The organism is Agriterribacter humi (assembly GCF_009192765.1).
Classification (GTDB): Bacteria; Bacteroidota; Bacteroidia; order Chitinophagales; family Chitinophagaceae; genus Agriterribacter; species Agriterribacter humi.
The window spans coordinates 536,163-560,222 of the sequence record NZ_VOHQ01000001.1 but is presented as its reverse complement, the minus strand read 5'-3'; the positions used below and the strand labels follow the sequence as shown (position 1 = coordinate 560,222).

Here is a 24,060-nt window from a genome sequence, read left to right as displayed (position 1 = left end):
TTTATTGATCGCTTCCCTTTACTTCAAAACCAAATGTGCTGCTGCCTGCTTTGCCACCGGCGCTCATGCCTTCTATTACACCTATATATTTTCCTTTTACGTCCCCTGTAAAAAAGGTCAGGGCCGCACGTCCATCCTTACCCGTTATAACATCAGGACACCAGTATAAAAGGTTCCTGAAATCGGGAAGGCGGCTGGCGGCCTGCGCTTCGGTTTCATACAGTGGTGAATAAAATTCTCTTTGCCATTGCATCCCTTCATAATCAAGAATTACAGCACGACTATCCACTTCAAATTCCGGCAGATTGCCTTTATATGTAGTAAAATTAAGTATGCCGTCTACCACCAGCGGGCCATAATAATATCTTCTTTTTACCAGTTCCAGTTTTCTTATTTTTAACGGATCATAGCTCATAATGCGATCCATATCATGCACCGGAACGCCATCTAATAAAACCAGTGGGTTGTCTTTAAACAGCCGGTTATTCACCACGTCAATTACATTTAAATGAAACTTTCCCTTAGCTCTTCCTACCAGCACCCCTGATACATATTCCCGCAATACTTCTTCCATTGTAGTAAAACGCGTATAATCATCAAGTAAATATTTTTCATCGGGTCTGCCGTAAAAAGCGATGCTGTCTGTTTGGGGCAGGTTGTATATTCTTAACTGATCCGCTAAAAATTTTCGCTGCACCTGTGCATTGATACTATTTTGTTCGATCGCATTTTTAAGTCCGGCTGAAAGCTGCAAAGCAGCCAATGGCTTTGTTGAAAACTGGTCCTGGAATGGAGTATTGATGTCAATATTATAGCTGCTTACTGAAAACCCTTCCGGCTGCAGAATAACCTCACCCGGTCCGTATGCTTCGCGGGTATAAAACCGGATATTCCCGTTTGCATCCGAACTGGAAGCATAGAATTGTGTACGGTCGCCGGGTACAGACAGGTATACTATTACATCAGTCAGAGGTTTGCGTGTGGCCGAATCCGTTATCTTTCCGGTTATGATATGCCCGGTATATTCAGGAAGAAATTTGTAAGTAGGGAGCCTGTTTTGCTGTATAGCCGTCCACGCAAATCTTCGCCATCCATGTGTAAGCATAAGGTTGTCCATTGCCTCCGCTGTACTGTCGCTGCCGCTAAAATACCAGGACGGGGATTCAACCGTTCCTTTCAGATCGGCGCTCAGCCACAGGTAACTGAAAATATCAGATTGCTCACTGGTTTGAAGTGAATCTAACCTGTACACGGCAAGCGACATGTTTGCCGGAATGGATTCATTGTGAGAATCAGCGCTGTTTACATCAACGTTTACTTTTTTTCTCATTCCATACCCCGGTACATTGGTTTTTGCATGAATAACCAACCGGTTCAATGGATTTTTAAAGTATAACCTTTCGCATACCGGTTGCCGCAGATTATTGAATACAGTGAAATGGGAAATACCGTCCCCCAGTATATCTTCAGCTATAATAAAATGCGCACTGCTATTTTGTAGCACTTTAGTTTGTACGTTTTTTACCAAACCTCTTGTGTGAATAAAAAGGTATACCGCCGATGCAGTGTTTCCTGTATTGCGTGAATGTACAGTTACTTCAACCTGCCCCTGGTCTGCCTTGCGAAGTTTCATGGTATAGCCTTCTTCCATTGCAGCCGGTAAGTCTTTTACTATTGTTCTGCCTGAAGGAGTAGTAATATAAGCTTTGTAAAGACGTGTATCGGCAGGGGTAAAATTAAAATAACCAATACCGAACCGCGAAGGATTGAATACGGCAATGGTATCCCGGTTTTGATTTAGCACTATACCCGTAAATGCCTGTACCCCTTTCCCATTTTTATCTGTCATGCGAAAGGCAACCTTGCTTTCCACGTTTTTCACCAGGTTGCCACCTTCCGGAAAAAATTGTATATCGTATTCTGGTGTAGTACCGGCAACAACCAGCCCCGCAGTTGACTGTGCGTTCACCACTGTAAAAGCCTTTTCAAAATAAAATGCCGCATCAGCATTTTTCATCCAGTTGGTATAGGTCCTTATTTTGTATTTGCCGGATGGCATATTTGCCGGCAGGTATAATGAGCCATTTCCCTTTCCGCTTTTTAATGCTATTTTGGTTTGAAGAAAAACCTTGTTGCTGATGTCAATAACATCCACATATGCAACCTTGCTCAAATCAGCAGGAGCATTCAATATGCCATCTGTTATATAGGCTTTGAACCACAGGATTTCACCGGCGATATAAAAATTCCTGTCGGTATGCAAATAAACTTTTTCGGTGAAGGTATTTTGCGTAAAACGGGAGAATTGTTGCTGCAGGCTATCGGTTACGGGGTTTTGCGCATACGACTGCATCAAGATGAAAACGAAAAAGAAAGTGATCTTATATTTCATGCTCCTGGCTGGTATTCCTGTTTATTGATTCTTTAAAAATGTATAACTTATTTCAGATAATCATCTCCAGAAATCTGGTTTTACATTCGTTCCCCTGCGGGTGCAGTCAATGCATAAGCCGGTAGATCCTGTATAGGCCACTATGGCTGCTCCCGCACGTACTTCATCTATAACAAGATTATAGTTGCCTAAAAAAGCTGCATCCAGACTGTCTTTGTTATTTGCTACAGTAATTATGTCACAATAAAGGCGGTAGCGCCAGTCTGGCACCTGCACGCGGCTGATAAATATTCTTTGCTCATCAATAGAACTGGCGTACATATAGCCAATCACCATTTCATTGGGATCGTTGGCACAATACATATTACCCGAGGCGGTGGAAGGTTGCGGATCGAAAATACTTCCCAGTTGCTCTGAGTTCTTTTTCATTTTCTCTAGGTACTCAAAAGCACCTTTGCTGAGTGCCCGTTGTTTTACATTAATACTGTATTTAACACCCAGTTTCCATGAATTATCAGGAATAAAAACGAGGGGCGCACGGTGAATAACATCACTTGTGAGTTTTGCAGAAGAACCAATAAATATATTGGTTGATGAGGAAGATTGCCAGCAGGTATAAAGCCTGGCAGGATTATTCCTGTATACCATTGTTCCATCTATATATTCCCACAGTGATGGGTAATTGGAATGAAATTCCCAGGTTTCCGTAAACTGCCATCCATAATAGCGGGTATCGTTTCCCGGGTCGTGCGTATTCGCATAAATCTGTACGCCGTTTGCTGTTCTTGCCCAGTTGATACTGTCAATAGGTGGCGTTGTTTTTACATCTACAAATTCAGAGAAATACGATTTTCCGTTCGTTGTTTGTATAGAAAGCCTGTATCTTTCTGCAGGGTTTAATGCAATCGGAGCTCCGCAATATAACCCTGCTCCTGTTTCGAAAAGTGGATAATCCATTCCGCTTTCACCTTCTACAAAAACAATAGCGGCTCTTTCGGGTTTGATAAATACACTGTCATCCGGTTTAACCGATCTGCTGAGCTTTATACGCGTACTGTCATTTCCGCTATTGATAAATCCTTCCACTACCAGGTAATTTTTGTCAACTGCCGATGGCGGAAACGGAAATTTTTCCTTGCATCCCGTTGTTGCAATAACCAGGGTAACTATTGCTCCAAAACAAAACCGTTTTAACAAAAGCATCTTTCTTTTCACACTTTTTATATTTTGACTGTCGTTGGTCGTGCACTATAGAATATTAAAACCTGATATTAAAGTTGGCATATAAGATGGCCGCACCAAAAATGGACAATTTATAACCGTTGATCACGCCATTTTCCGATACAAAATATACCGAGTACGGGTTCTTCCTGCCCAATAAATTATATATGCCGAATGTCCATGAATTGTGTGTTTTTTGTCTCACCTTATGATTGCCTTCTATATTCAGGGACATATCCATTCTAAAATAATCCGGTATGCGGTACACGTTTCTGTCTGAATATAAAGCCCTCATACTGCCTTCGTAATAGTACCTGCCTATGGGTATGGTAATAGGGCGTCCGGTGCTGTAGGTGGTATTGAGTGAAAAGCTGTAGCGGTGCGAAAACCGGTAATTGCCAATCAGGGTAAGCTCATGGGGCTTGTCGTAATTGGCCGGGTAAAAAGCGCCGCCATTAATGATTTCTCCCACAGTGGGATCATCCATTTTAAGAAAAGTACGCGACCAGGTATAGCTGATCCATCCGTTAAGCTTTCCCGTTAGTTTTTTGATCATGAGTTCCACGCCGTAGGCTTTGCCGGTAGTATTAAATACGTCTGTTTCAATGTGATCATTTAATACAAGCACAGCGCCGCTTTTATAATCTAAATAATCCTTTATTTTTTTATAATATACTTCAACGGAAGTTTCGATGGTATTGGATTTGAAGTTCTTGTAAAATCCAACCGAAAGCTGTTCACCATACTGGGGTTTAATATTAGGATCACTGAGCTTCCAAATATCGGTTGGCGCTATGGCCGTAGTATTGGAAAGCATGTGAATATATTGTCGCAATGAATTATACCCCGCTTTAACGGAGAAGTCGTCTGTAAATGCATATCTCAGTGACAGCCTGTATTCCGGTCCCTTATAATTATTGATGAATTTGCCCTTGTTATACGACATGGTATCGGTGATATTGCTTAATTCCCTGGGTAATCCTTCCGCATATTCAAATACGGTTTTCGGTCCCATATAATTGTATAAAGAAAAGCGTAACCCGGCCTGTACGGATAAGGCGGATGTAATATTGTACCGTTCACTTACATATACTGCGCTTTCGAGCGCCTGCTCCGCGCCAACCATTTCGGGTGTCACTAATGATTTTTCATTGCGTGGCCCAAATGACCCGGGGTGAAGTGTATAGTAAATAGAATTTAAGCCAAAGTCGAGTGTATGTTTGGAATTCACGAAATAATTAAAATGCAGTTTGAAATTGGTTTGGTTGATATCAAACTTCATCGTATATGCATTTACAGGATTTTCCTGGCTGTATATTTTATACCCGTAAGCATCGTATCCCGCCGTAACTAAGCTTTGCAGCTTGTTGTTGAAAACATGCTTCCATTTCAGCGAAATATTTTTATTACCGTATCCATATACGGTATCACTGTTCAGGTTAAACCGGTCGTTGCTTACATAACCGGTTAAATACAGGTCATTTTTGTCGTTTATTTTATGGCTCAGCAGCAAATTCACATCGTAAAAAGAAGCTTTACTGTGCTTATATTCATTGGGTAAAAACTGCAATAACCAGTTGGCATAAGTGGTGCGTGCACCAACGATAAAGGAGGTTTTGTCCTTTTGCAGTGGTCCTTCAATATTGATGCGGCTGGTTAAAAGACCTATACCGGCCGAACCGGTTATTTTTTTCTTATTGCCTTCACGGCTGGCTACATCCAGTACCGATGAAAGCCGCCCGCCGTATTTAGCCGGGATACTGCTTTTGTATAATTCAACGCTGCTTACCACATCAGGGTTAAATGCCGAGAAAAAACCAAAGAAATGTGAAGGGTTATATATAGTGGCATCATTAAACAGGATAAGGTTCTGATCGGCTGATCCGCCTCTTACATTAAATCCGGTACTGGCTTCACCTACCGTTTTTACACCGGGAAGTGTTTGTACTACTCTTAATATATCGGCTTCTCCAAATACAACGGGAATTTGTTTGATCGTTCTGATATCTACTTTTTCAAGTCCCATTTGCAGGCTGTTGATATTAGCTGCTTTTTTGGCGGAAATTACAACGGCTTTGAGAGACAGGATATGATCGCGCATATCTATATTCAGGTTGCCGTCTCCATAGAGCATTACCTGCCGCCAGGTATCTTTTTTGCCGAGGCTCTGTATATTCAGTACATGCCGGCCTTTAGGCAATGTAATAGAGTAATATCCATACTGGTCGCTGAGCACAGAAATTTTTAATTTTTCAACAAAAACCGCCGTTCCGGGCACGGGCTCTCCTGTTGTAATATCACGGATATAGCCCGCCAGTTTAACAACACCCTGCAATTTGCCCTGGGTTTTAATACCTATTTCGTACAATTTGTTTTCTAAAGATGCACTTTGAGGTTTATTCTCTTCTTCAGCTTCTGTTAACATGTCGCCCGGAGCAGCGGCCATATCCGCCCTTGTATTTTCACGGGTAAAAAAATCACCGGGCAAAGCAGTAGAGATGGTCGTTCCTTTGGTAATAAAAACTACTGTATGATAGATGGCATACCTGTATTCCGTATTGGCAAATGCGCTGTCGAGTACTTCAGGCAGGGGCTTACCCTGAATGTTCATATTTACTTTTACACTGTCCAATCCGGTGCTGTCATAATAAAAATGATATCCGGTTTGTGTTTCCAGTTCGTTGATAAACCGGCTGGCTGCCAGGTTCTTGAACTCCCCGTTCACAACGGGCCGTTTGTTTTGCTGGGCATGAACAACCGGGCACAGCAGCATGAAAAAAGAAAATAGTATGATAAGGAGAGAAATGTGCTTCATGTCATCTGTTTAATGCATCGTATTGTTCTGCCATCAGTTTCATTGCATATTCACGGTTTTTCCTGAATTTGACCTTATGTTTTCTCAGCGTTTGTTTTAATTCGGACCGTTTATCTTTCATCAGCTTTAATATGGAGGATTCAGAATGAATATCGTGGTATACACTGTCTGTATAAAGAAAGTATTTATCATTCTGGTATACTCTTCTTTCTACCTGCATATCCGGAATAGATTCCTGGATGACCTTCTTTCTTTTAACATAGAGCTTTATATTCCCATTGTATATTCTGTCGTAAAAGCCTTCCTGTATTCCTTCCGCAATACTGTCTCTTCCAAGGTGCGAAAAGTGATGTTCCTGCATACTGAAGGAGTCAATTCCGGCACGAATAAGCCGCACTAAAAAAACTTTATTGTAATGCTGGATAATAAGTTCGTCAGTAATAATATCATAAAGCATCGGAACATCACTGTATACCATTCCATCGTAATGTACCCTGCCTGTAGTTAAAGCAGAAGTGTCAAAATAAGGATGTCCTTCTTTTAAAAGATTGATGTATGGTACATATTCGCTGCCATTGTACAGCCCCGATTGGTGCTGCAAAGACTGGTAATATAATCCAATGGCATTTGCTTTTTGCAGTTGTGCCATACCTGTATCATCCGCAGTTTGGGCTTTGGAATGTGATGAAATAAAAAGCAACAAAGCAAAAAAACAGCGTAGTGGATTAAACAACCCATACACTTTCTTTAACAGGCTATAGCGCATATTTAAAAAAGGAATCAATATAATATTAATTTATGTTTTACCCAAATCATTTAGGGTAAAATGGTATGCTTTGGTTTGTTGGTGAAGAAATACATGCTTTCACTTATAAGTAAATATGATTGCCGCACCTGGTCCAACGTTGAAAGCATCTGTGAGGAGAGACTGTTTATTTATTTAATTTTTTGTACTCTTATTTTTACAATAATTTCAGTAATGGAATTGATTGGATATATAGCTGCTGTTTTAATTGGTATATCACTTGGGCTTATTGGCAGCGGAGGTTCTATATTAACTGTTCCTTTGTTGGTTTATATATTCCATTTACCGCCGGTTATGGCTGTTTCTTATTCACTTTTTATTGTGGGAACAACCAGTTTGCTCGGCGCATTCAATAATTTTAGAAAAGGACAGGCGAGCTTTAACCTTGCATTGCCGCTGGGAATTGTATCACCGGCAACTGTATTTTTAATCAGGAGATATGTTGTACCACATATTCCGGAACAGCTTTGGATGGCCGGCAAATTTGCCATTACCAAATCTGTGCTCACTATGATATTGTTTGCAGTATTAATGCTGGCGGCTTCCATATCAATGCTAAAAAAAACGGTCAATCCTTCAACTAAAACCACTTCTGTCCGCAGTATAAAAGATTATATTCAACTGGCATTATTTGGACTGGGTATAGGATGTGTAACGGGTTTTTTGGGCGCCGGGGGAGGCTTTCTTATTATACCTGCTTTGGTAATACTGTTAAAGCTGCCTATGAAAGAAGCGGTGGGCACTTCTTTGTTCATTATAGCGATCAATTCGCTTGTGGGCTTTGCGGGCGACCTGGGACATTATGATATTGACTGGCTTTTTTTATTGAGCATCAGTGCTATTGCTGCTGCAGGCATCCTCATTGGTGTACAGTTAGCAAAAAAGATCCCTTCAGAAAAATTGAAAAAGGGTTTTGGCTGGTTTGTACTGGTGATGGGCATTTATATTATAGTGCAGGAATTAATGGTGCTGCAAGGGTAAGGTGATTTTGAAATGGATCCAGGTTGCAAGTCAAAGGTCACAAGTTTCACGCTGTGCAGGGCTTCCCGGCTTTGGATTTAGGCTGTCATTGGCAGCCTGCCCGTTGTGGTGGGGAACCATCTGCAACCGCCAGGGCAGACAGTTTTTTTGTTTCTTGTGATTTGGTCCTTGGTTCTTTGTATTTCCTTCGATTTCGAATTTCCGTATTCTATTCTTTTTCAATTTGTCTTTTATCCGCCCCGGCGGACAGGTTTGGTTCTTTGTATTCCTCCGGGTTGTGTATTTTCAAGTACCTTTGCAACAGCATAAATATTAGTATATGAAGGTAGAGCAGATATATACCGGTTGTTTAGCGCAGGGTGCCTATTATATTGAAAGCAAAGGTGAAGTAGCTATTATTGATCCGTTGCGCGAAGTAAAACCTTATATTAAAAAAGCGGCGGCAAACCACGCTACGATTAAATATGTTTTTGAAACCCATTTCCATGCCGACTTTGTATCCGGTCATATTGACCTGGCTGCCGAAACGGGGGCCACTATTGTATATGGACCTACTGCAAAACCCGAATTTGATGCTTATATAGCTAAAGATGGCGAGACTTTTACGCTGGGAGATTGCACTATAAGAGTAATACATACCCCCGGGCATACCATGGAAAGCGCCTGTTATTTGTTAATAGATGAAAAGGGCAAAGAAAAGGCTTTGTTTAGCGGTGACACATTGTTTATTGGTGATGTGGGACGGCCAGACCTGGCACAAAAAATAAACAATGATCTCACGCAGGAAAAGTTAGCGGGTTATTTGTACGATTCGCTGCACGATAAAATACTTCCTTTGCCCGATGATATTGTTATTTATCCGGCCCATGGCGCAGGTTCGGCATGCGGCAAAAATATGAGCACGGAAACCACCGATACATTGGGCAATCAAAAAAAATACAATTATGCGCTTCAGCCTATGAGTAAAGCGGAATTTATTACCGCGGTAACGGAAGGGTTAACGCCACCGCCGGCATACTTTCCTAAAAATGTGCTGATGAATGTGCAGGGATACGAAAGCATAGACAGCGTACTGGAGCATGGCACACAGGCGCTAACCCCCGATGTTTTTGAAGCAGCAGCTAATGAAACCGGAGCGTTGATGCTGGATACCCGTTCACCGCAGGACTTTGCCAAAAGTTTTATACCCAACTCGGTAAATATTGGAATTGACGGGAATTTTGCTCCCTGGGTTGGGGCGCTCATCACCGATATAAAACAGGAAATACTTATTATAGCCGATGAAGGCAGGGAAGAGGAAATAGTAACCCGTTTGGCGCGTGTAGGTTATGATAAGGCTATAGGCTACCTCAAAGGAGGCATAGCAGCCTGGCAAAAAGCGGGTAAAGAAACAGACAGCATAGAAAGCATTTCTGCTGATGAATTAGCCCGGCGTATGGAAGCTGAACCAGGCCTGCCTGTTATTGATGTTCGCAGGGAAGAAGAATATACAACAGGGCATCTCCTGAATTCAAAAAATCTTGCCCTGGACTATATAAATGACCACATAAGCGAAGTGGATAAAAATAAAACAGCTTATGTACATTGCGCTGGTGGATACAGAAGTATGGTATTTAACTCAATTCTCCGTTCCAGGGGGTATCATAATCTTGTAGATATACAGGGTGGCTTCAAAGCGATAGAAGCATCCGGAAAATTCTTTATAACTGGCAAAGCAACTCCTGTTTCAGAATAAGAACAGTAGGGGAAGGGAAAAGTGAAAGGTTGAGAGGTGAGGGGAGAAACGTGAGAGGTGAGAAGGTAAGGTTGCAGGAAACTCACACCTGAGACTGTAACCTGAAACCTGAAACCTGCAACCTGTAACCTGCAACCTGTAACCTGCAACCTGTAACCTGCAACCTGTTTATGCCTCTCTTAATACGCCAAACTTTTTGTCGAAGGTGGGAGCGTGCTCATACAGCATATCAATAAATGATTTGCCGTACCGGGCGTAATAGGGCAATATATTTTCAACTCTTTCCTGCAGGGTATTATTGGGAAATAATCCCGATTTTAATTTCCGCAACTGGGCGGTTAATGCAGCATATTTATTTTTCTCGGCCCTCAGCATTTTCTTTTCTAAGTTCTTAAGCGCTTTTTCAGCTTTGGTTTCCAGTGCATTAACATGTTCTGTAAGGGTTATATCAACCTGGTTTGTGAGTAACCTGATATGGTTGTAAAACGCAGCTAACTGCCCTGTTTCTTTTTCAAGTGTTAGTTGCAGGGTGCTCCGGGCTTTAATGATGTTATTCAGCAACAGCGCTTCATCTTTAAAAATGTCTTCTGCAGAAAGCTGCAGCTTTTCCATCAGACGTGTCATTTTTTGCTCTACGATCAAAAAGGAATTGCGCTGTATCAGAACAGGATAAGGTACTTTATAATGGGCAAACATTTCTTTTAACTCGAGCCAGTAAGCAATTTCAGAACCTCCTCCTATAAAAGCCACATTGGGTAAAATGGTTTCCTGGAACAAACCGCGCAATACTACATTAGGACTAAACCTTTCCGGATAGCTGTGCAGTTCATTTAATATTTCATTGGAGGAAAAACGGGTGTTCGTATTATTGATTTCAAACTGATCTCCATTTTTGATTATTCTCTCCCTGATGCCGTCTTTCATATAAAAAAGGTTAATATCTCTCGGATTAACCTGGGCATGATAATGTTTTGACAGTTCTGCGGCAGTTTTTTTGACGATTGCAGCAGGTGTATGTTGCAGGAGGTCATCTTCAAACACTTTTATCATCTCTTTTTTTAGCGCAGCATTATCTGCAATTAATACCAGCAGCCCGTAATTTTCAAACAGGCTGTTTACAAATTTCAAGGTGCCTTCCTGCACGGAAGAAGACTGGCAGTAACAACTTTTTAGCAGATCAACCAATTCTTGTCCATGCTCAAGTACGCTTAGTTCACCGCTAATGCGATGAATGAATGCGTCCAGTCCTTTGGTATGCATTCTGCCAACAGCGCCTGTTTGATTTGTTTCCCAGGTTAGCTTATCGCCATTCAAATAGATATGGTTCAGTTCCTCCAAATCATTATCCTCACTGCCCATATAATATACCGGCACAAAATGGTATTGCGGATAAGCGGCATTTAGCTCATCGGCCAGTTTTATGGCGTGCACAATTTTGTAAATAAAATACAGATAGCCGGTAAACAGGTTGGGTTGATGCGCTGTGCATACGGTGAATGTACTGGTATCGGCTAATTTTTCAATATTGAATGTTACCTTTTCGCACACATCAATTCCCTGGTATTGAGTTTTGAGTGCTGCTACTGCATTTTTACGACTGGTGTTGAACGTCTTTCTTTCCTCAATAGCTCTGCCAATTCCCCCCAAGCCGGGATTGTATTTATAAAACGGTTGTAATGTTGTATGTTGATGCAGGTAATCAATAGCCAAAGCAGAAAAAGCGTTGGTGCTGTCGTAACTGATCCATTCGGCAGTAAAATTCATATCATTCACAATAAAATATGGGGCAAATTAGCTAATTCATATAAATGGATGGAGAAATTACATTTTTATTAAGAGAAAGTTACAATGGGGTGCTTATAAAAAGCTACAACCTCCCGAGTGAGAGGTTGTACTTGAAGTTGATTGACACTAACCCACCATATATGTTGAATAGCTTGCCCTGTAAGGCTAACTGAATGGGTTCAATTTTGAAATGGGCCTTTTACGTGCTAAAAATACCTCTATTTTTAGCGAAAATCAATACCGTAAACCGGGTATAAATGTTAAATTTTTTTACCTGGAAGTAGGCAATAGATTTTATAAATTTCTAATAACCAGTTGTTTATAAATACTATACTATCTCCAAATAGCTTTTAATTAAAATGCACTCCCTTTGAAATGCCCAGTTCCAATCCACGCAATTCGGCCAACCCGCGCAAGCGGCCTATAGCGGAATATCCCGGGTTTGTAATTTTATCCATATCGTCCAGCATCTGGTGGCCATGATCCGGACGGAAGGGTATGGGATGGGCAGCCTGTTGCTGAATGGTGAGCAGGGCTTTCATTACAGCATACATATCCGTATCACCATCAAGGTGATCTGCTTCATAAAAATTCCCCTCATCGTCTCTTATTGTATTGCGTAAATGAGCAAAATGGATGCGGGCGCCCAGCTCTTTGATCATTGCCGGCAGGTCATTGGCAGGATTTGCGCCCAGCGATCCCGTACAAAAGCAGATCCCGTTAGACGGCGCTTCTGAATAGGAAACAATATCCTGCAGGTCTTTTTGCGAACACACAATGCGTGGTAATCCCAGTATATCAAAAGGAGGGTCATCGGGGTGGATGGCTAACTGAATGCCCAACTCGGCTGCTGCGGGGGCTACTTGTTGTAAAAAATAAGCGAGGTTGCTTTTCAATGCTGCACGGTCAATATCCTTATACTTTTCCAATTCCTTTTTCATCCCCTCAGTGGTACGCCTTTCCTCCCCGGGAATACCAAACAAAATGGTATTGACCAGGTTTTCTTTTTCGGCTGACGAATAGGACTTATTTTTTTGGACTGCTTTTTCAATAATAGCAGCGGGATACGTTTTTTCCGCGTCTTTTCTTTGCAGGATGTATATATCAAACAAGGCCAGGTCGCTCCAGTTAAAATAAAGAGCTTTTGAACCGTCGCGCATGGTATAATTGATATCCGTTCTGGTCCAGTCGTTTACCGGCATAAAATTATAGGTAACAATCTTTACACCGCAGGAAGCAAGGTTGGCAAGTGACTGTTTGTATTTTTCAATCAGTTCAGCGTAATTGCCGTTGCGTGTTTTTATGTTTTCGTGCACGGTAAGACTTTCCACTACGCTCCATTCAAAATCTCCAGCCTTCAGTTCATCCTGGCGCTTACGTATGTCTTCTTTCGTCCATACTTCCCCGTGGGGAATGTGATGCAGCGCGGTAACAATGCCCTGAACGCCCGCCTGTTTAATATCCCGGAGACTTACCGGATCACTTGGCCCGAACCAGCGCCATGTTTGTAGTAATTGTTTGGTATGCATGTTATTGTTATTGTTTATAGCCTTATACTAACTTTTAAGTCAACGCCCCGGTTCGTGCAAACAAGAACCAAGGCATTGGTGGCACCAGGAAAGTAAAACCGGAGGATATTTTGCCGCAAAGTCACTAAGACACGAAGAAAATAAAACCTGGAGTTCAGAACTTTGTGTCTTTGAGTCTTAGTGGCATATCTTCTAAACCGGCCCTTTCGAGACAGCCTCTTCAACATTGTGCGGAAATATACGTTAAAAAGTGAAAAGCGAAAGATTTGATCTTCCGCTTTCCAGTATAGTAAGAAGTCCTGGAATTATTCTTCCGGTATTTCAGTTAACGGCGGCACATTATTCTGAAAGCCATCATAACCTTCATTCTGGTTTAATATACCTTCCACATTACTGTTTATGGCACCCTGGGGTATCGGCCAAAGCACATGGTATGGGCTCATCGTATACCTGTCGCCATGATTGGTTGTAACACCTTTATTGTAAAAATTATTCTTCTCCATGATCCTGTCATAAAAGAAATTATCGGTAGAGAAGTTTTGCAGGTTATAGGTTTTGCCATTATAGGCCGTTTTTCCTGTTTGGGCAAACAAATACGATATACGTGTAAGCTCAACCTTGCGCGGTTCTTCGTAATACAGTTCCCTGCCGCGTTCATCTAATATAGTGCCGATATTTACATCTGCTGCTGTTATGGGTGCTGCACCTGCACGGGTTCTTACTTTATTGATGTCTTCAGCGGCAAGGTCATTCTGATCTTTCCAGTAATAGGCTTCAGCTCTCAGTAAATAGGTTTCTGCCAGGCGAAATACATACCAGTCGGTATGTCCACCGCTGGGGGTTGCATTTTCAATGTCCGGAATGTATAATTTGTAATGCGGCCAGTCGAACCAGCTTCTGATGGTATCGGCACAAAGAATACCTCCGGAAGAATTGTAGAGTTGCAGCGGTTTTCCGTAATAAGGATCGGGAGGATTCATGGTTTTTAATGCAGGGTTGTTGTATACCAGGTCTTCCATCCGCATCCAGTTGCCCGGCGCATGACGCAGATCGTTCGGATCGCCCCACAAGGTATGTGTACTGTACCAGGTAGCACGGCACCGTCCTATGGCCCTGCCAAAATTAGTAGCCTGGTCATAATCAATACTTGCGTTGTTCTTTTTTAAAGCATCGGTTGTTCCCCTGTTGCCGCTGGGCGTAATGATGTTATTGGAAAACCAATAAGGTACGGCCTGCCGCATAGTGGAACCGCCACCGGCGAAATCACCATTGTCTTTATATCCGTCCCTGTCTATAACCAGCATTAAGGCTTCTGTATTTTCAGCTCTTGCTTTATTAAGCGGACGATGCAAATCCCATATAACATTTTTAGAAGCATCGCCTTTATCAACACCAAAACGCTGTGTCATCAGGGCATGAACACCACCATCTATAACACGACTGGCAGATGCAATGGCATCGTCAAAATTCCCTAAAGCAAGGTTCACTTTGGTAAGCAAATGGCTTACTGCGCCTTTGGTTACCTCGCCTCCACTGGTTTTTTCCGGAACCCATTGTTCCGCGAATTCCAGGTCTGCTTTCATTTTTTGAAGGATCACTTCGCGTTTTACCGAGTAAAAATCAAGCCTCGGTTCTGTTACTTCCTTCATTACCGTGGGCACATCACCAAATTCATTGGTAAGCATGTAATACCTGTAAGCCCTGTGAAAATAAGCGGCTCCCAATACCGCGTTTTTTTCTTCTTCCGACTTCCATTTGGGCTGATCAATATAAGATATAGCCGTATTGGCGTATTTAATGCCCTTGTAGCCCTCGTACCAGTACCAGCCGATCCTGTTAAAATCTGTATGGTTTAACTGTGCGGTAGGCGTGATCTGCAAATTGAGATCCTGTGCTGGTCCCGATTTGTCTGTTGTACCCTCAATAGCCATCTCCGAAAAAATCAATTGTGTAATGATGGGCGCGCCATCTCCAAACCACTCGTAACGCATATTACGTTCACAGGCTACTAAAACGCTTTTTAACCCTTCGGGCGTATTAAACGTATTTTCAGGCGTATAAAAAGATAATGGTTGCGGTGTTAAAAAGTCTTTCTTGCATGAACCCATCAATGTAATTATTGCAATTGCCACCAGGGATAATGCAGGTTTATATATTATTTTCATTTTCTGATATTTATGTAGTGATTGGATATAGTACTCAACTCTTTACCTCACGAAAACATTTTATAAAGTAAGATTTAAGCCTAATGTATATATCCGTGGTGTAGGACCACTGTTTTCCGGATCCCAGTATGTCCATTGCTGTGCATACATTGCCGCATTTTTAATTGTGAAAAAGAATTTCAGATCCTGCGTACTGACTCTTTTCAGCAATGTTTTAGGAACTGCATAAGCGAGTGCCACATTGTCTAACCGGATGAATGATTTTTTCCGGTATACGCTGTAACTCGCACTACCGTCATTCGATGCCAGTCTTGCGTAATCGTTCGTTGGATTGTCGGCTGTCCAGAATGGAAATGCATAGGAATTCACACGATCAGGGAATGCATTGCTCCTGTTCTTTGCCTGGTTATAGGTGGCCATGTGACCCCAGTACGAATACATCATAAACGAGAAACTGAAATTCTCAAAGAAAGTAAATTCATTGCGCAGTGTCCACCGGAAGCGTGGTTCGGTATAGCCCAGGAACTCCCTGTCGTCATCCGTATATTTACCGTCATTGTTTACATCTTTGATCTTAAAATCGCCGGGGTAAACACCATATGCACGTGCCTGGTCAAATTCAGCGGTTTGCCAGATGCCTAATGCGTTTTGATCCCATACAACGTCTAAGGGCTGACCAATAAACCATTTATTCGCCTTATCATCTGCTTCTTTTTCTCCTATAACATTTCCATCGGCGTCTTTTATGTCTGTTTTAGAGCCATAGAGATGCACGATTTTGTTACGGTTCAAAGAGAAGTTCAATGATGTATTCCATGTAAAATTATTTCTTTGAATATTTCTTGAATTGAGCCCTATTTCCACGCCGGAATTATCAACCTGCCCAAGGTTGTCCCAAACAAAACTGAAGCCCAGGATGTCGGGTAATGTGCGTTTAACCAGCAGATCATTTGTTTTGCTTTTATACACATCAATACTTCCATCTATCCTGTTGTTGAGCAGGGCAAAATCGAGTCCCACATTAAAAGCGGTAGTGGTTTCCCATTTCAATAATTTATTCTGCATATTGTTCACATACAACTGCGATACCTGCTGGATATTTCCGTTGGGCAGTACGTGTAAATATTTGCCGGTTTGCAAATCAGATAATGCTACATACCTGCCGATATCCCTGTTGCCATTAAGCCCATAGCTTACTCTCAGTTTGCCATAGTTCAGCCATCCCGATTTGAGGAATGGTTCATCACTGAAAACCCAGCCTATTGCCGCTGATGGGAAAGTAGCTCTTGGATTGCTTTGTCCAAAGGCTGAGTAGCCATCACGCCTTGCCGTTAAAGTGAGCATGTAGCGGTCTTTATACGAGTAAAACAAGCGGGCCATTAAGGCATCCGCAGTGCTTACTTCATCTCCATACTGAGTGCCATCGCCTTCATCGCTGTAAACACAGGTATTACAGGGAACAGTAATGGTTGCGGCTCCCATATTGTGGTAACCCAGCACATCACTGGGTTGAAAGCCGGTACCCACCACTTTATTACGCCATACCCTGTATTTTTCCGCATTGGCCAATAAGGTTACATCTACATGGTGATCCCGTCCAATATTTTTACTCCAGGTAAGCAGGTTATCTACCTGCCATTGATAAATATTTCGGTTTTCTCTTGTTGCAATGCCTCCAACATTTGTCCAGTCCTGGTATTTTGAAGATTGCCCGTTAAAATAATTATACCATTCAAACCGTGGTGTAAGATTTATCTGGTATTTTATATCGAACGGCAGTGAAACCTTTGCATAAATACTGGCATTAAGCGTATAGTATTTTTTGAGGCGGTCGGTATATTTTGGAACGGAGAAAGGGTTTCTTCCCCCACTGGCTTCATCATTTGGAATATAACGATAATCGGTGGAGTCGTCATTCCAGAAAGAGCCCCAGGGAGAGTTTGCTGTAATCAGCGTCCAGTCTACAGGTACGGCGCTTTCGTCGCGTACGCTGAATTGCGTGTTGGTGCCCACGCTTAAGAAATCCGTTACTTTAGCGTCTATATTAATGCGGGTACGCATTACATTGTAATCATCTCCCACTACAACGCCTTCGTTTTTCATATAGCCCATAGACCAGTAATAGTTTATCCTGTCCTGCCTGCCGGAAAGACTTATATTATAATCCTGGCGCTGGCCATTATGGAACATCTTGTCGTACCAGTTTTGCGTTCGCCCGGCTTTGTAATTGGCTATTTCAACGGGTTGCAGGTTTAATCTTTGCAGCCAAACGGTAACAGGGTCGGCAGTAGGATTAGAATTGTCGTAAGCCAGCCAGTCGGCTACAGGAATGTTTGATGGTAATTGACGGGGATCGTCAAACTGGTAAGGCTTTGCATTAATGTTCGTGCTGTATTGCGCGTTTCTTCTCCAGGTGTATAAAAATTCATCAGCATTGTACACTCTTTCATTAACACTCATGGTTGCAAGCCCGGTGCTCGCATTAAAGTTAATAACAGGTTTGCCTGTTTTACCTTTTTTGGTAGTAACCTGAATTACGCCACTGGCCGCTTTTGCGCCATATACTGCCGCAGAACTTGCATCTTTTAATACGTCAATGGTTTCAATGTCATTGGGGTTAATGTCGGCCAACGCACCATAATAAATGATACCATCCAGTACAATAAGCGGACTGGACCCTGCATTCAAAGTGTTTTTACCCCTTACCTCCAGCGATGCATCTCCTTTGGGCGAAGCGGTGAAGCCGATATTTAAACCCGGAATATTTCCGCGTAGGATATCCTGGATGGATGATGGTCTTTCGTTTTCCAACTGGGTAGCTTTTACTGAAGACACGGCTCCTGTAAGGTCTTTCTTTTTGGCCGTACCATAGCCAATCACCACCACCTGTTCTAACTGGGAAGCTTCTGCTGCTTCTAATTCAACATTAATGGTTGACTGGCCTTTTACAGCGATGGTCTGTGTTTTGAAACCCACAGATGAAAATACAAGCTTCCCCGAGCCGGGTACTCCGGTTAACCGGAATCTGCCTTCATCACTGGTGGTAGTACCATTGGTGGTACCCTCCACGCTAACGGAAATTCCGGGAACGCCATTGGGGCGGTCGGTCGTGGTTACCGTGCCCTGCACAGTAATGTTCTGTGCAAGCGTGGTTTGCCACTGGCAAAGCAGGAGGATGCATAAAAGCACCGGTAGCCTGCGAAGTTTTCTCTCCTTCATAATAGCAAGTTTTGTTAGTTTATTAATAATCTGTTTTGGTTTGGTGCTTTTCTCAGTTAGCCCTATTTCTATTGTTTTATTTGAATGAATATGTATTTTATTATGCTAGTACTTTCCCTGTAACCTGCAACTTGTAACCTGTAGCCTACATCTTGCAGCCCAAAGTTGACGGCTGAAAGCTGATAGCCGACAGCCTTCAGATTCATCCGCGGTCTGACGCTCCTTTGTCGCGTGCCGACCGCTGTTAGCTGATCGCTAAAACCCAATAGCATTACCTCCGTCAACAGGCAGTACTATGCCGGTAATGTAGCCTGCCGCATCGGATGATAAATACACTGCCGCATGCGCTATATCTTCCGGTGTTCCCAATTTGCCCATCGGTGTGCGCGACAATACCCGCTCTTTCCTTTCTTTATCGCCATTCAATGCTTTGGAAGACATATCCGTTTCAATAAAGCCGGGGGCAATACAATTTACCCTTATGCCCAACGGCGACAGCTCTACCGCTAAACCCCTTGTCATTCCTTCTACTGCTGCTTTTGCTGATGTATATGCGATTACTTTTGGTATGCCATATTGGGAGGCCATGGAACTCACCATGATGATCACGCCCTTTTTGCGCTTCACCATTTTTTTTGCACACTCCCGGCTCAATGCAAATACGGCCTGCTGGTTAATGCGGATCACTTCTTCATACTCTTCGTTACTTACTTCCAGTGCATCTTTTTTTAAATGGATGCCGGCATTGTTTACCAGTATATCAATAGCACCATGTTCTTTTTCTACGGTTGAAACAAATGCTGCTATTCGCTCTAAATCTTTAAGATCAAAAATCAGCCCTGTACATTTTTGTCCAAGCGCCTTACATGCTTTGTTCATGTGCTCCTTATTCCTTCCCGTAATGATCACTTCTGCGCCGTATTCAATAAATGCTTTTGCAATAGCAAATCCCAACCCTTTACTGCCCCCGGTGATCAATGCTTTTTTTCCTGATAAATTGAACTTATTGGTTGTCATCATAAAAATTAGTTAGATCTGTTGTTTGTATAATGGTTAGTGCAGACACTAACCGCGGCTCAAGCTCATCTTATTAATGTATTTCAAATGGGCAAAGCTCCGCCACCCGGCATTGTGTGCTTTTTTCCCGGACCTTTCTTTAGCTTATATGGTGTGGGTGGCTTACCTGTATCTTAACTATCGGAAATACAGTTTCTATTTCGTTGCTGTTTCTAATGCTTTTGTAGTGGTATAATATTTTGTTATCATGTTCGGAACTTCCCATCCGGGCAAACTGCCTTCTTTCAAATATTGTAAATACCTTTCCATCACCTGCCCAAAATGGGCTTCATGCCCCACGTCGTATGATGAAGGAACAATTACTTTCCATTCCGCTCCCTGCTTTTCGGACTTTACACCAGGATATTTTGCAGCGATGGCTGCTATTGCTTCCTGCACCGCGGAATCAAAATCATCCTTTTTATCGCCGGAAGGAATGATGTATAAAACAGGTTTGTAATTTTCTGCTTTGCCCTGTCTTATTTCCAGGGTGGCTTTGGTTCCTTTTATAATTTCATGATGGGTATCGCCCCCTTCTGCGGCTTTATAATCCCACCGGGCAATGATCTTAACATGAATATCTTTTAAGGTATAATTCATTTCGCCATTGGCATGCGTATTTAAAATGGAATCCTTGACGATATCTGTTTTCAAAAATTCGGGATAAGTGTTTTTACCTGTAATGGATGCGTATTGCGATAAGGTTAGAGGCGTTGGCCAAACGCGGGCAGTATTGATCTGAATATCTTTTGTATAATCCAGTGACACTCCGGGGAAACACTGCCACTGTACAAGATCAACAAGGTGTGTTCCCACATCGGCTATGGCATCTCCCTGCTGCGCCGCATCAAAAAACCATTCCGGCCGCACCAATGGTTTACCCGATACGCTTTTAAAAAAGTAGTGTACACTTTCAATCATAACGGCCGGGTCGTTTTCCGTTCCCTTTGTTAATTCGCCAAACAAGCCGGGCATATGCATCAGTTCCTGCTGCAGTATATTGGTAATTTCCGAACGCTCTGTCATAATATCATAAAGAAGCACATTTTTCTTTCCCGCATCATCAAATGCCTGTAACAGTTTGGTAAAATTAGTACTGTTGATGACCATAGGTTTGTCTGCCAGCACATTCAACCCGGCAGCTACAGACCTTTGTATATAATCTGTTTTTAAACGGTTGTTGCCCGACAGAACTACCACATTCCCTTTCTTTTCCTCCAGCATTTTTTCAGCGAAATCGCTTCCTGTATATATTTCTTCTTTCCAGTGCGTGGGATTATCCGCTCTTTCGTTGTATTGGTTAACCAGGCTGAGATAGGATTGCAGTTCCGGTCCTTCCGGCGCATATACATGCACGGTAGTATCTACACCGGGATAGCCGACCTTTTGCACCAGTGCGGCATGAAAATGGCCGGGATCGAGTGTGATGAGTTTCACCATGCTGCTGTCTTTTATGGATTCATCTTTTTTATCGCCTGAAGACTGGCAGGCCGCTGCTCCTATCATTAAGGCCGAAAATAGTATGGTTGTATATCGTTGCATAGTGTTGTTTTACCTCACCTTCTTTTCCTCTCCGCACAGCGGAGAGGAACGGCGCTTTAGAATAATTTCAAACTTGTGGCTCTTCCACATCAGCTTAGAATATAGCCAAACAAAGCTGTAACCCTTTCTTGATTTTCAAATTACCACATGTCCTCTTTAGCCTCATCCTCTTATCCTTCTTCTTGTGGCGAAGGACGGTGCTGCAGAATAATTTCAGGCTATTGGTACTTCCCAATCTTCTTTAGAATATATCCCCGTCCATATCCATACAGCACGGGCGGGCAATCGTTCAGCACCTTTATAAACAATAAACCCCAAACCATAAACTGTATTCCAATTTCAAATCTCCAATTCCAAATCTCAAAAATTATATCATCGTTCTTACATTAAACCCTTTTTCAATCTGGTACGGCCATCTTTGTGAACGCACAAGCATGGCATTGGCTTCATCGTCATTTTTAAAGCGTTCCGTTACGGGATCCCAGTATAGTTTCCTGTTCAGCTTCATGGCGCTATGGTTCAGCAGGCAAACCGAGCATGCCCGGTGACCTACTTCTATTGGCGCAATATTGGGCACTCCGGTAATGATGCTGTTCAGCCAATTGGCATGATGATCTTTACTGTCAACAAGATGAATTTCATTTTCGCCAATGACTGATGTAAGGATTTTTGGATCGCTTGCATCAAGCGCTTTTGCATTTTTGCCTTTTACTACCGGATCGCTGGCTGTTGCGGAATAACTGCCCCGTGTAACGAATATCCATCCTTCGGTGCCCATAAATTTTACGCCATTGGGATAGTCATTGCTGGCCAATACTTTTACTCCATTTGCAAACAGGCTTTCCGTTTTGTAATTGCCATGCACATCCCACAAAGCTTCTTTAGCAGGCCAATCAGACTTACCTGATATTTCAATGGGGCCTGTATTTTCTGTTCCCATTCCCCAGTTGGCAATATCAAAATGATGTGCTCCCCAGCCGGTGATCATGCCCGCGCCAAATTGTTCGCAGCGCAGCCATCCCGGCCGGGAGAATCCATTTTGCGGGTGCACCAATTTTTCGGTGTATGGTACATACGGTGTAGCGCCCAGCCATTTTTCGTAATTCAGATTGAGTGGCACCGGCATTTCTTTTTCAACCGTGCTTTCTTCGGGTTTGTCAATGGGCAGACCTACATAAATGGTATGTAATTTGCCAATCCGTCCATTGCGCACCAGTTCACATGCTTTTTTAAATTGTGGCATCGAACGTTGCTGGCTGCCTATTTGCAATACACAGCCCGATTTGAGCACTTCATCACTCAGTATCCTTCCCTCACTAATACACAGGGAAGCGGGTTTTTCCATATACACATGCTTTCCTGCCTGTACGGCATGAATAGCGGGGAGCACATGCCAATGGTCTGGCGTGGCAACGATTACCGCATCAATATCCTTATTGGCAAGCAATTCTTCGTAGTGCTCATAGGTTTTTGTACTGTTGTAGCCCGACTGTCCCTTTTTTATATAATAATCATCTACCCATTTTTTAGCGCTTTGTACCCTGTTGCTGTCTAAGTCGCATACTGCCAGTATTTTTGCAGTATCCTGCTTTATTACACCAGGCATATCCCAGTCGCGGGCAATTCTTCCGTTGCCGATAGCGCCAACGTTAATGCGGTTGGATGGCGCGTATTTGCCCAATACGGATGCAGGTACAATAGAAGGAATGCCAGCCAGCATGGCGGCGCCTGCCGTACCTTTTAGTGTATTTTTAATGAAATTTCTCCTGGAGGATACTGTTTTTTTTCTGCTCATGATAACTGGTTTTATAATAGCGGTTTTTATTATATTGAAAATGTAATGTTTTGCCGGTCTTCATCTTTAATATGGTAAAGGGTCAGCAGGACTTGTTGCCCTGGCTTTTGAATAATCCAATGGTTTATTATTTCCTATAACCCATATAATACCACCCATAATGTGCTTTTGAAATGCTGCTGTTGCATAGGTGGCAATGTCATGTCCTAACGAAGTATACCATTGCCTTCCTCCGTCAAATTCATGGCACCACACTGAAGGAGAAGATGTGCCACCATAATAGGTCGGCTTATCTTTATCATCCAGCGGACCAAGATCATGAACTATTAATACACGAATATCAGGATTGTATTCTTTAAAGAAGTAGCACTCGTCATCTCTCTCCCACACCTTAGGTAAAAAGGAGGTAGAGGGATGATCTGCATCAATGATGATCTCTTTGAAAGGCTGATGCTTCGCATGCCGCAAAAATGAAGCGCCGATCAATCTTTTAAACCAGGGCCACTGTCTTTCTGTGCCTGTTGCAGAATGAATACCCACGAACCCGCCGCCTGCCTGCACATAACGCATGAAAGCTACTTTTTGCTCATCGGTATCAAAAACCTCATTATTGGTATTATTGAATACAACCAGGTTATACTTTTTAAGATTATTTTCGGTAAAATCCGCCGGATCTTCCGATACTGCTACTGAAAATCCATGCTGAGCCCCCAACTGCTTAATGGCCGCCACGCCTGCCGCCCTGTTCTCATGCACATATCCTTTCCCGTTTTTAATATATACCAGCACATTCACTTTTTTCCAGTTCACTTTAGCCTTATCCTTTGATTTGTTTTGGGCTACAGCAAATAAAGCCAGACAGATACATGTAATAAAAAGCAAACTTTTCTTTCTCATATTTTTATATTTTATCCCGCTCTCTTTTCCTCTCCCGTCATTGCTTCTCCGCCGCGGCGGAGAAGCAAGAGAGGGGCGGTGCTTCAGAATAATTTTAAACTTTTGGTTCTTCCACTTCCACTT

General features: G+C 42.6%; 14 protein-coding genes. 2 read left to right on the top strand and 12 right to left on the bottom strand.

Translation table 11 applies throughout. The annotated features are described in order from the left end of the window. Nucleotide 1 precedes the first annotated feature (1 nt). Genes FRX45_RS02130 through FRX45_RS02115 form a run of 4 tightly spaced genes read right to left on the bottom strand, consistent with a single transcriptional unit; the run spans nt 2 to nt 7,212 of the window. On the bottom strand, nt 2–2,392 hold the full coding sequence (locus FRX45_RS02130; protein WP_152266731.1) for a hypothetical protein: 2,391 nt from the start codon (nt 2,390–2,392) through the stop codon (nt 2–4). 60 nt (nt 2,393–2,452) lie between these two features. Then, nucleotides 2,453–3,595: a DUF4249 domain-containing protein gene (locus FRX45_RS02125; protein WP_152266730.1), complete on the bottom strand. Its 1,143-nt coding sequence runs from the start codon at nt 3,593–3,595 to the stop codon at nt 2,453–2,455. Between the two features lie 55 nt (nt 3,596–3,650). Next, nucleotides 3,651–6,428, bottom strand: a complete 2,778-nt coding sequence (locus FRX45_RS02120; protein WP_152266729.1) for a TonB-dependent receptor — start codon at nt 6,426–6,428, stop codon at nt 3,651–3,653. A 1-nt stretch (nt 6,429) separates the two neighbouring features. Next, the gene (locus tag FRX45_RS02115; protein ID WP_152266728.1) at nt 6,430–7,212 is read right to left on the bottom strand and encodes a hypothetical protein; all 783 of its coding nucleotides are present in this window, start codon (nt 7,210–7,212) and stop codon (nt 6,430–6,432) included. Between the two features lie 195 nt (nt 7,213–7,407). On the opposite strand from FRX45_RS02115, the gene FRX45_RS02110 reads away from it, so the two are divergent. Next, nucleotides 7,408–8,214 (top strand): sulfite exporter TauE/SafE family protein, encoded by an 807-nt coding sequence (locus FRX45_RS02110; RefSeq protein WP_193311555.1) that lies wholly within the window; start codon nt 7,408–7,410, stop codon nt 8,212–8,214. 319 nt (nt 8,215–8,533) lie between these two features. Further along, nucleotides 8,534–9,949, top strand: a complete 1,416-nt coding sequence (locus tag FRX45_RS02105) for an MBL fold metallo-hydrolase (protein WP_152266727.1) — start codon at nt 8,534–8,536, stop codon at nt 9,947–9,949. Between the two features lie 168 nt (nt 9,950–10,117). Here the strand turns inward: FRX45_RS02105 and bshC are convergent, their stop codons facing one another. The 8 genes from bshC to FRX45_RS02065 form a co-directional block, all read right to left on the bottom strand. Continuing rightward, nucleotides 10,118–11,713, bottom strand: coding sequence for a bacillithiol biosynthesis cysteine-adding enzyme BshC (gene bshC, locus FRX45_RS02100; protein WP_152266726.1), 1,596 nt, complete (start codon nt 11,711–11,713; stop codon nt 10,118–10,120). A 371-nt stretch (nt 11,714–12,084) separates the two neighbouring features. Beyond that, nucleotides 12,085–13,263 carry a mannonate dehydratase gene (gene uxuA / locus FRX45_RS02095; RefSeq protein WP_152266725.1) on the bottom strand — a complete coding sequence of 393 codons (1,179 nt, stop codon included), beginning with the start codon at nt 13,261–13,263 and terminating at the stop codon, nt 12,085–12,087. Between the two features lie 305 nt (nt 13,264–13,568). Then, nucleotides 13,569–15,428 carry a RagB/SusD family nutrient uptake outer membrane protein gene (locus FRX45_RS02090; protein WP_152266724.1) on the bottom strand — a complete coding sequence of 620 codons (1,860 nt, stop codon included), beginning with the start codon at nt 15,426–15,428 and terminating at the stop codon, nt 13,569–13,571. Nucleotides 15,429–15,488: 60 nt separating this feature from the next. Further along, complete coding sequence (locus tag FRX45_RS02085) at nt 15,489–18,647, bottom strand: SusC/RagA family TonB-linked outer membrane protein (protein ID WP_152266723.1); 3,159 nt, start codon at nt 18,645–18,647, stop codon at nt 15,489–15,491. Between the two features lie 255 nt (nt 18,648–18,902). Beyond that, nucleotides 18,903–19,667 carry an SDR family NAD(P)-dependent oxidoreductase gene (locus FRX45_RS02080; protein ID WP_226804856.1) on the bottom strand — a complete coding sequence of 255 codons (765 nt, stop codon included), beginning with the start codon at nt 19,665–19,667 and terminating at the stop codon, nt 18,903–18,905. Between the two features lie 192 nt (nt 19,668–19,859). Next, nucleotides 19,860–21,245 (bottom strand): putative oxidoreductase C-terminal domain-containing protein, encoded by a 1,386-nt coding sequence (locus tag FRX45_RS02075; RefSeq protein WP_152266722.1) that lies wholly within the window; start codon nt 21,243–21,245, stop codon nt 19,860–19,862. Between the two features lie 367 nt (nt 21,246–21,612). Continuing rightward, nucleotides 21,613–23,040, bottom strand: coding sequence for a Gfo/Idh/MocA family protein (locus tag FRX45_RS02070; RefSeq protein ID WP_152266721.1), 1,428 nt, complete (start codon nt 23,038–23,040; stop codon nt 21,613–21,615). 66 nt (nt 23,041–23,106) lie between these two features. After that, entirely contained in the window at nt 23,107–23,937 is an 831-nt protein-coding gene (locus FRX45_RS02065; protein WP_152266720.1) for a ThuA domain-containing protein, read from the bottom strand. Nucleotides 23,938–24,060 lie beyond the last annotated feature (123 nt).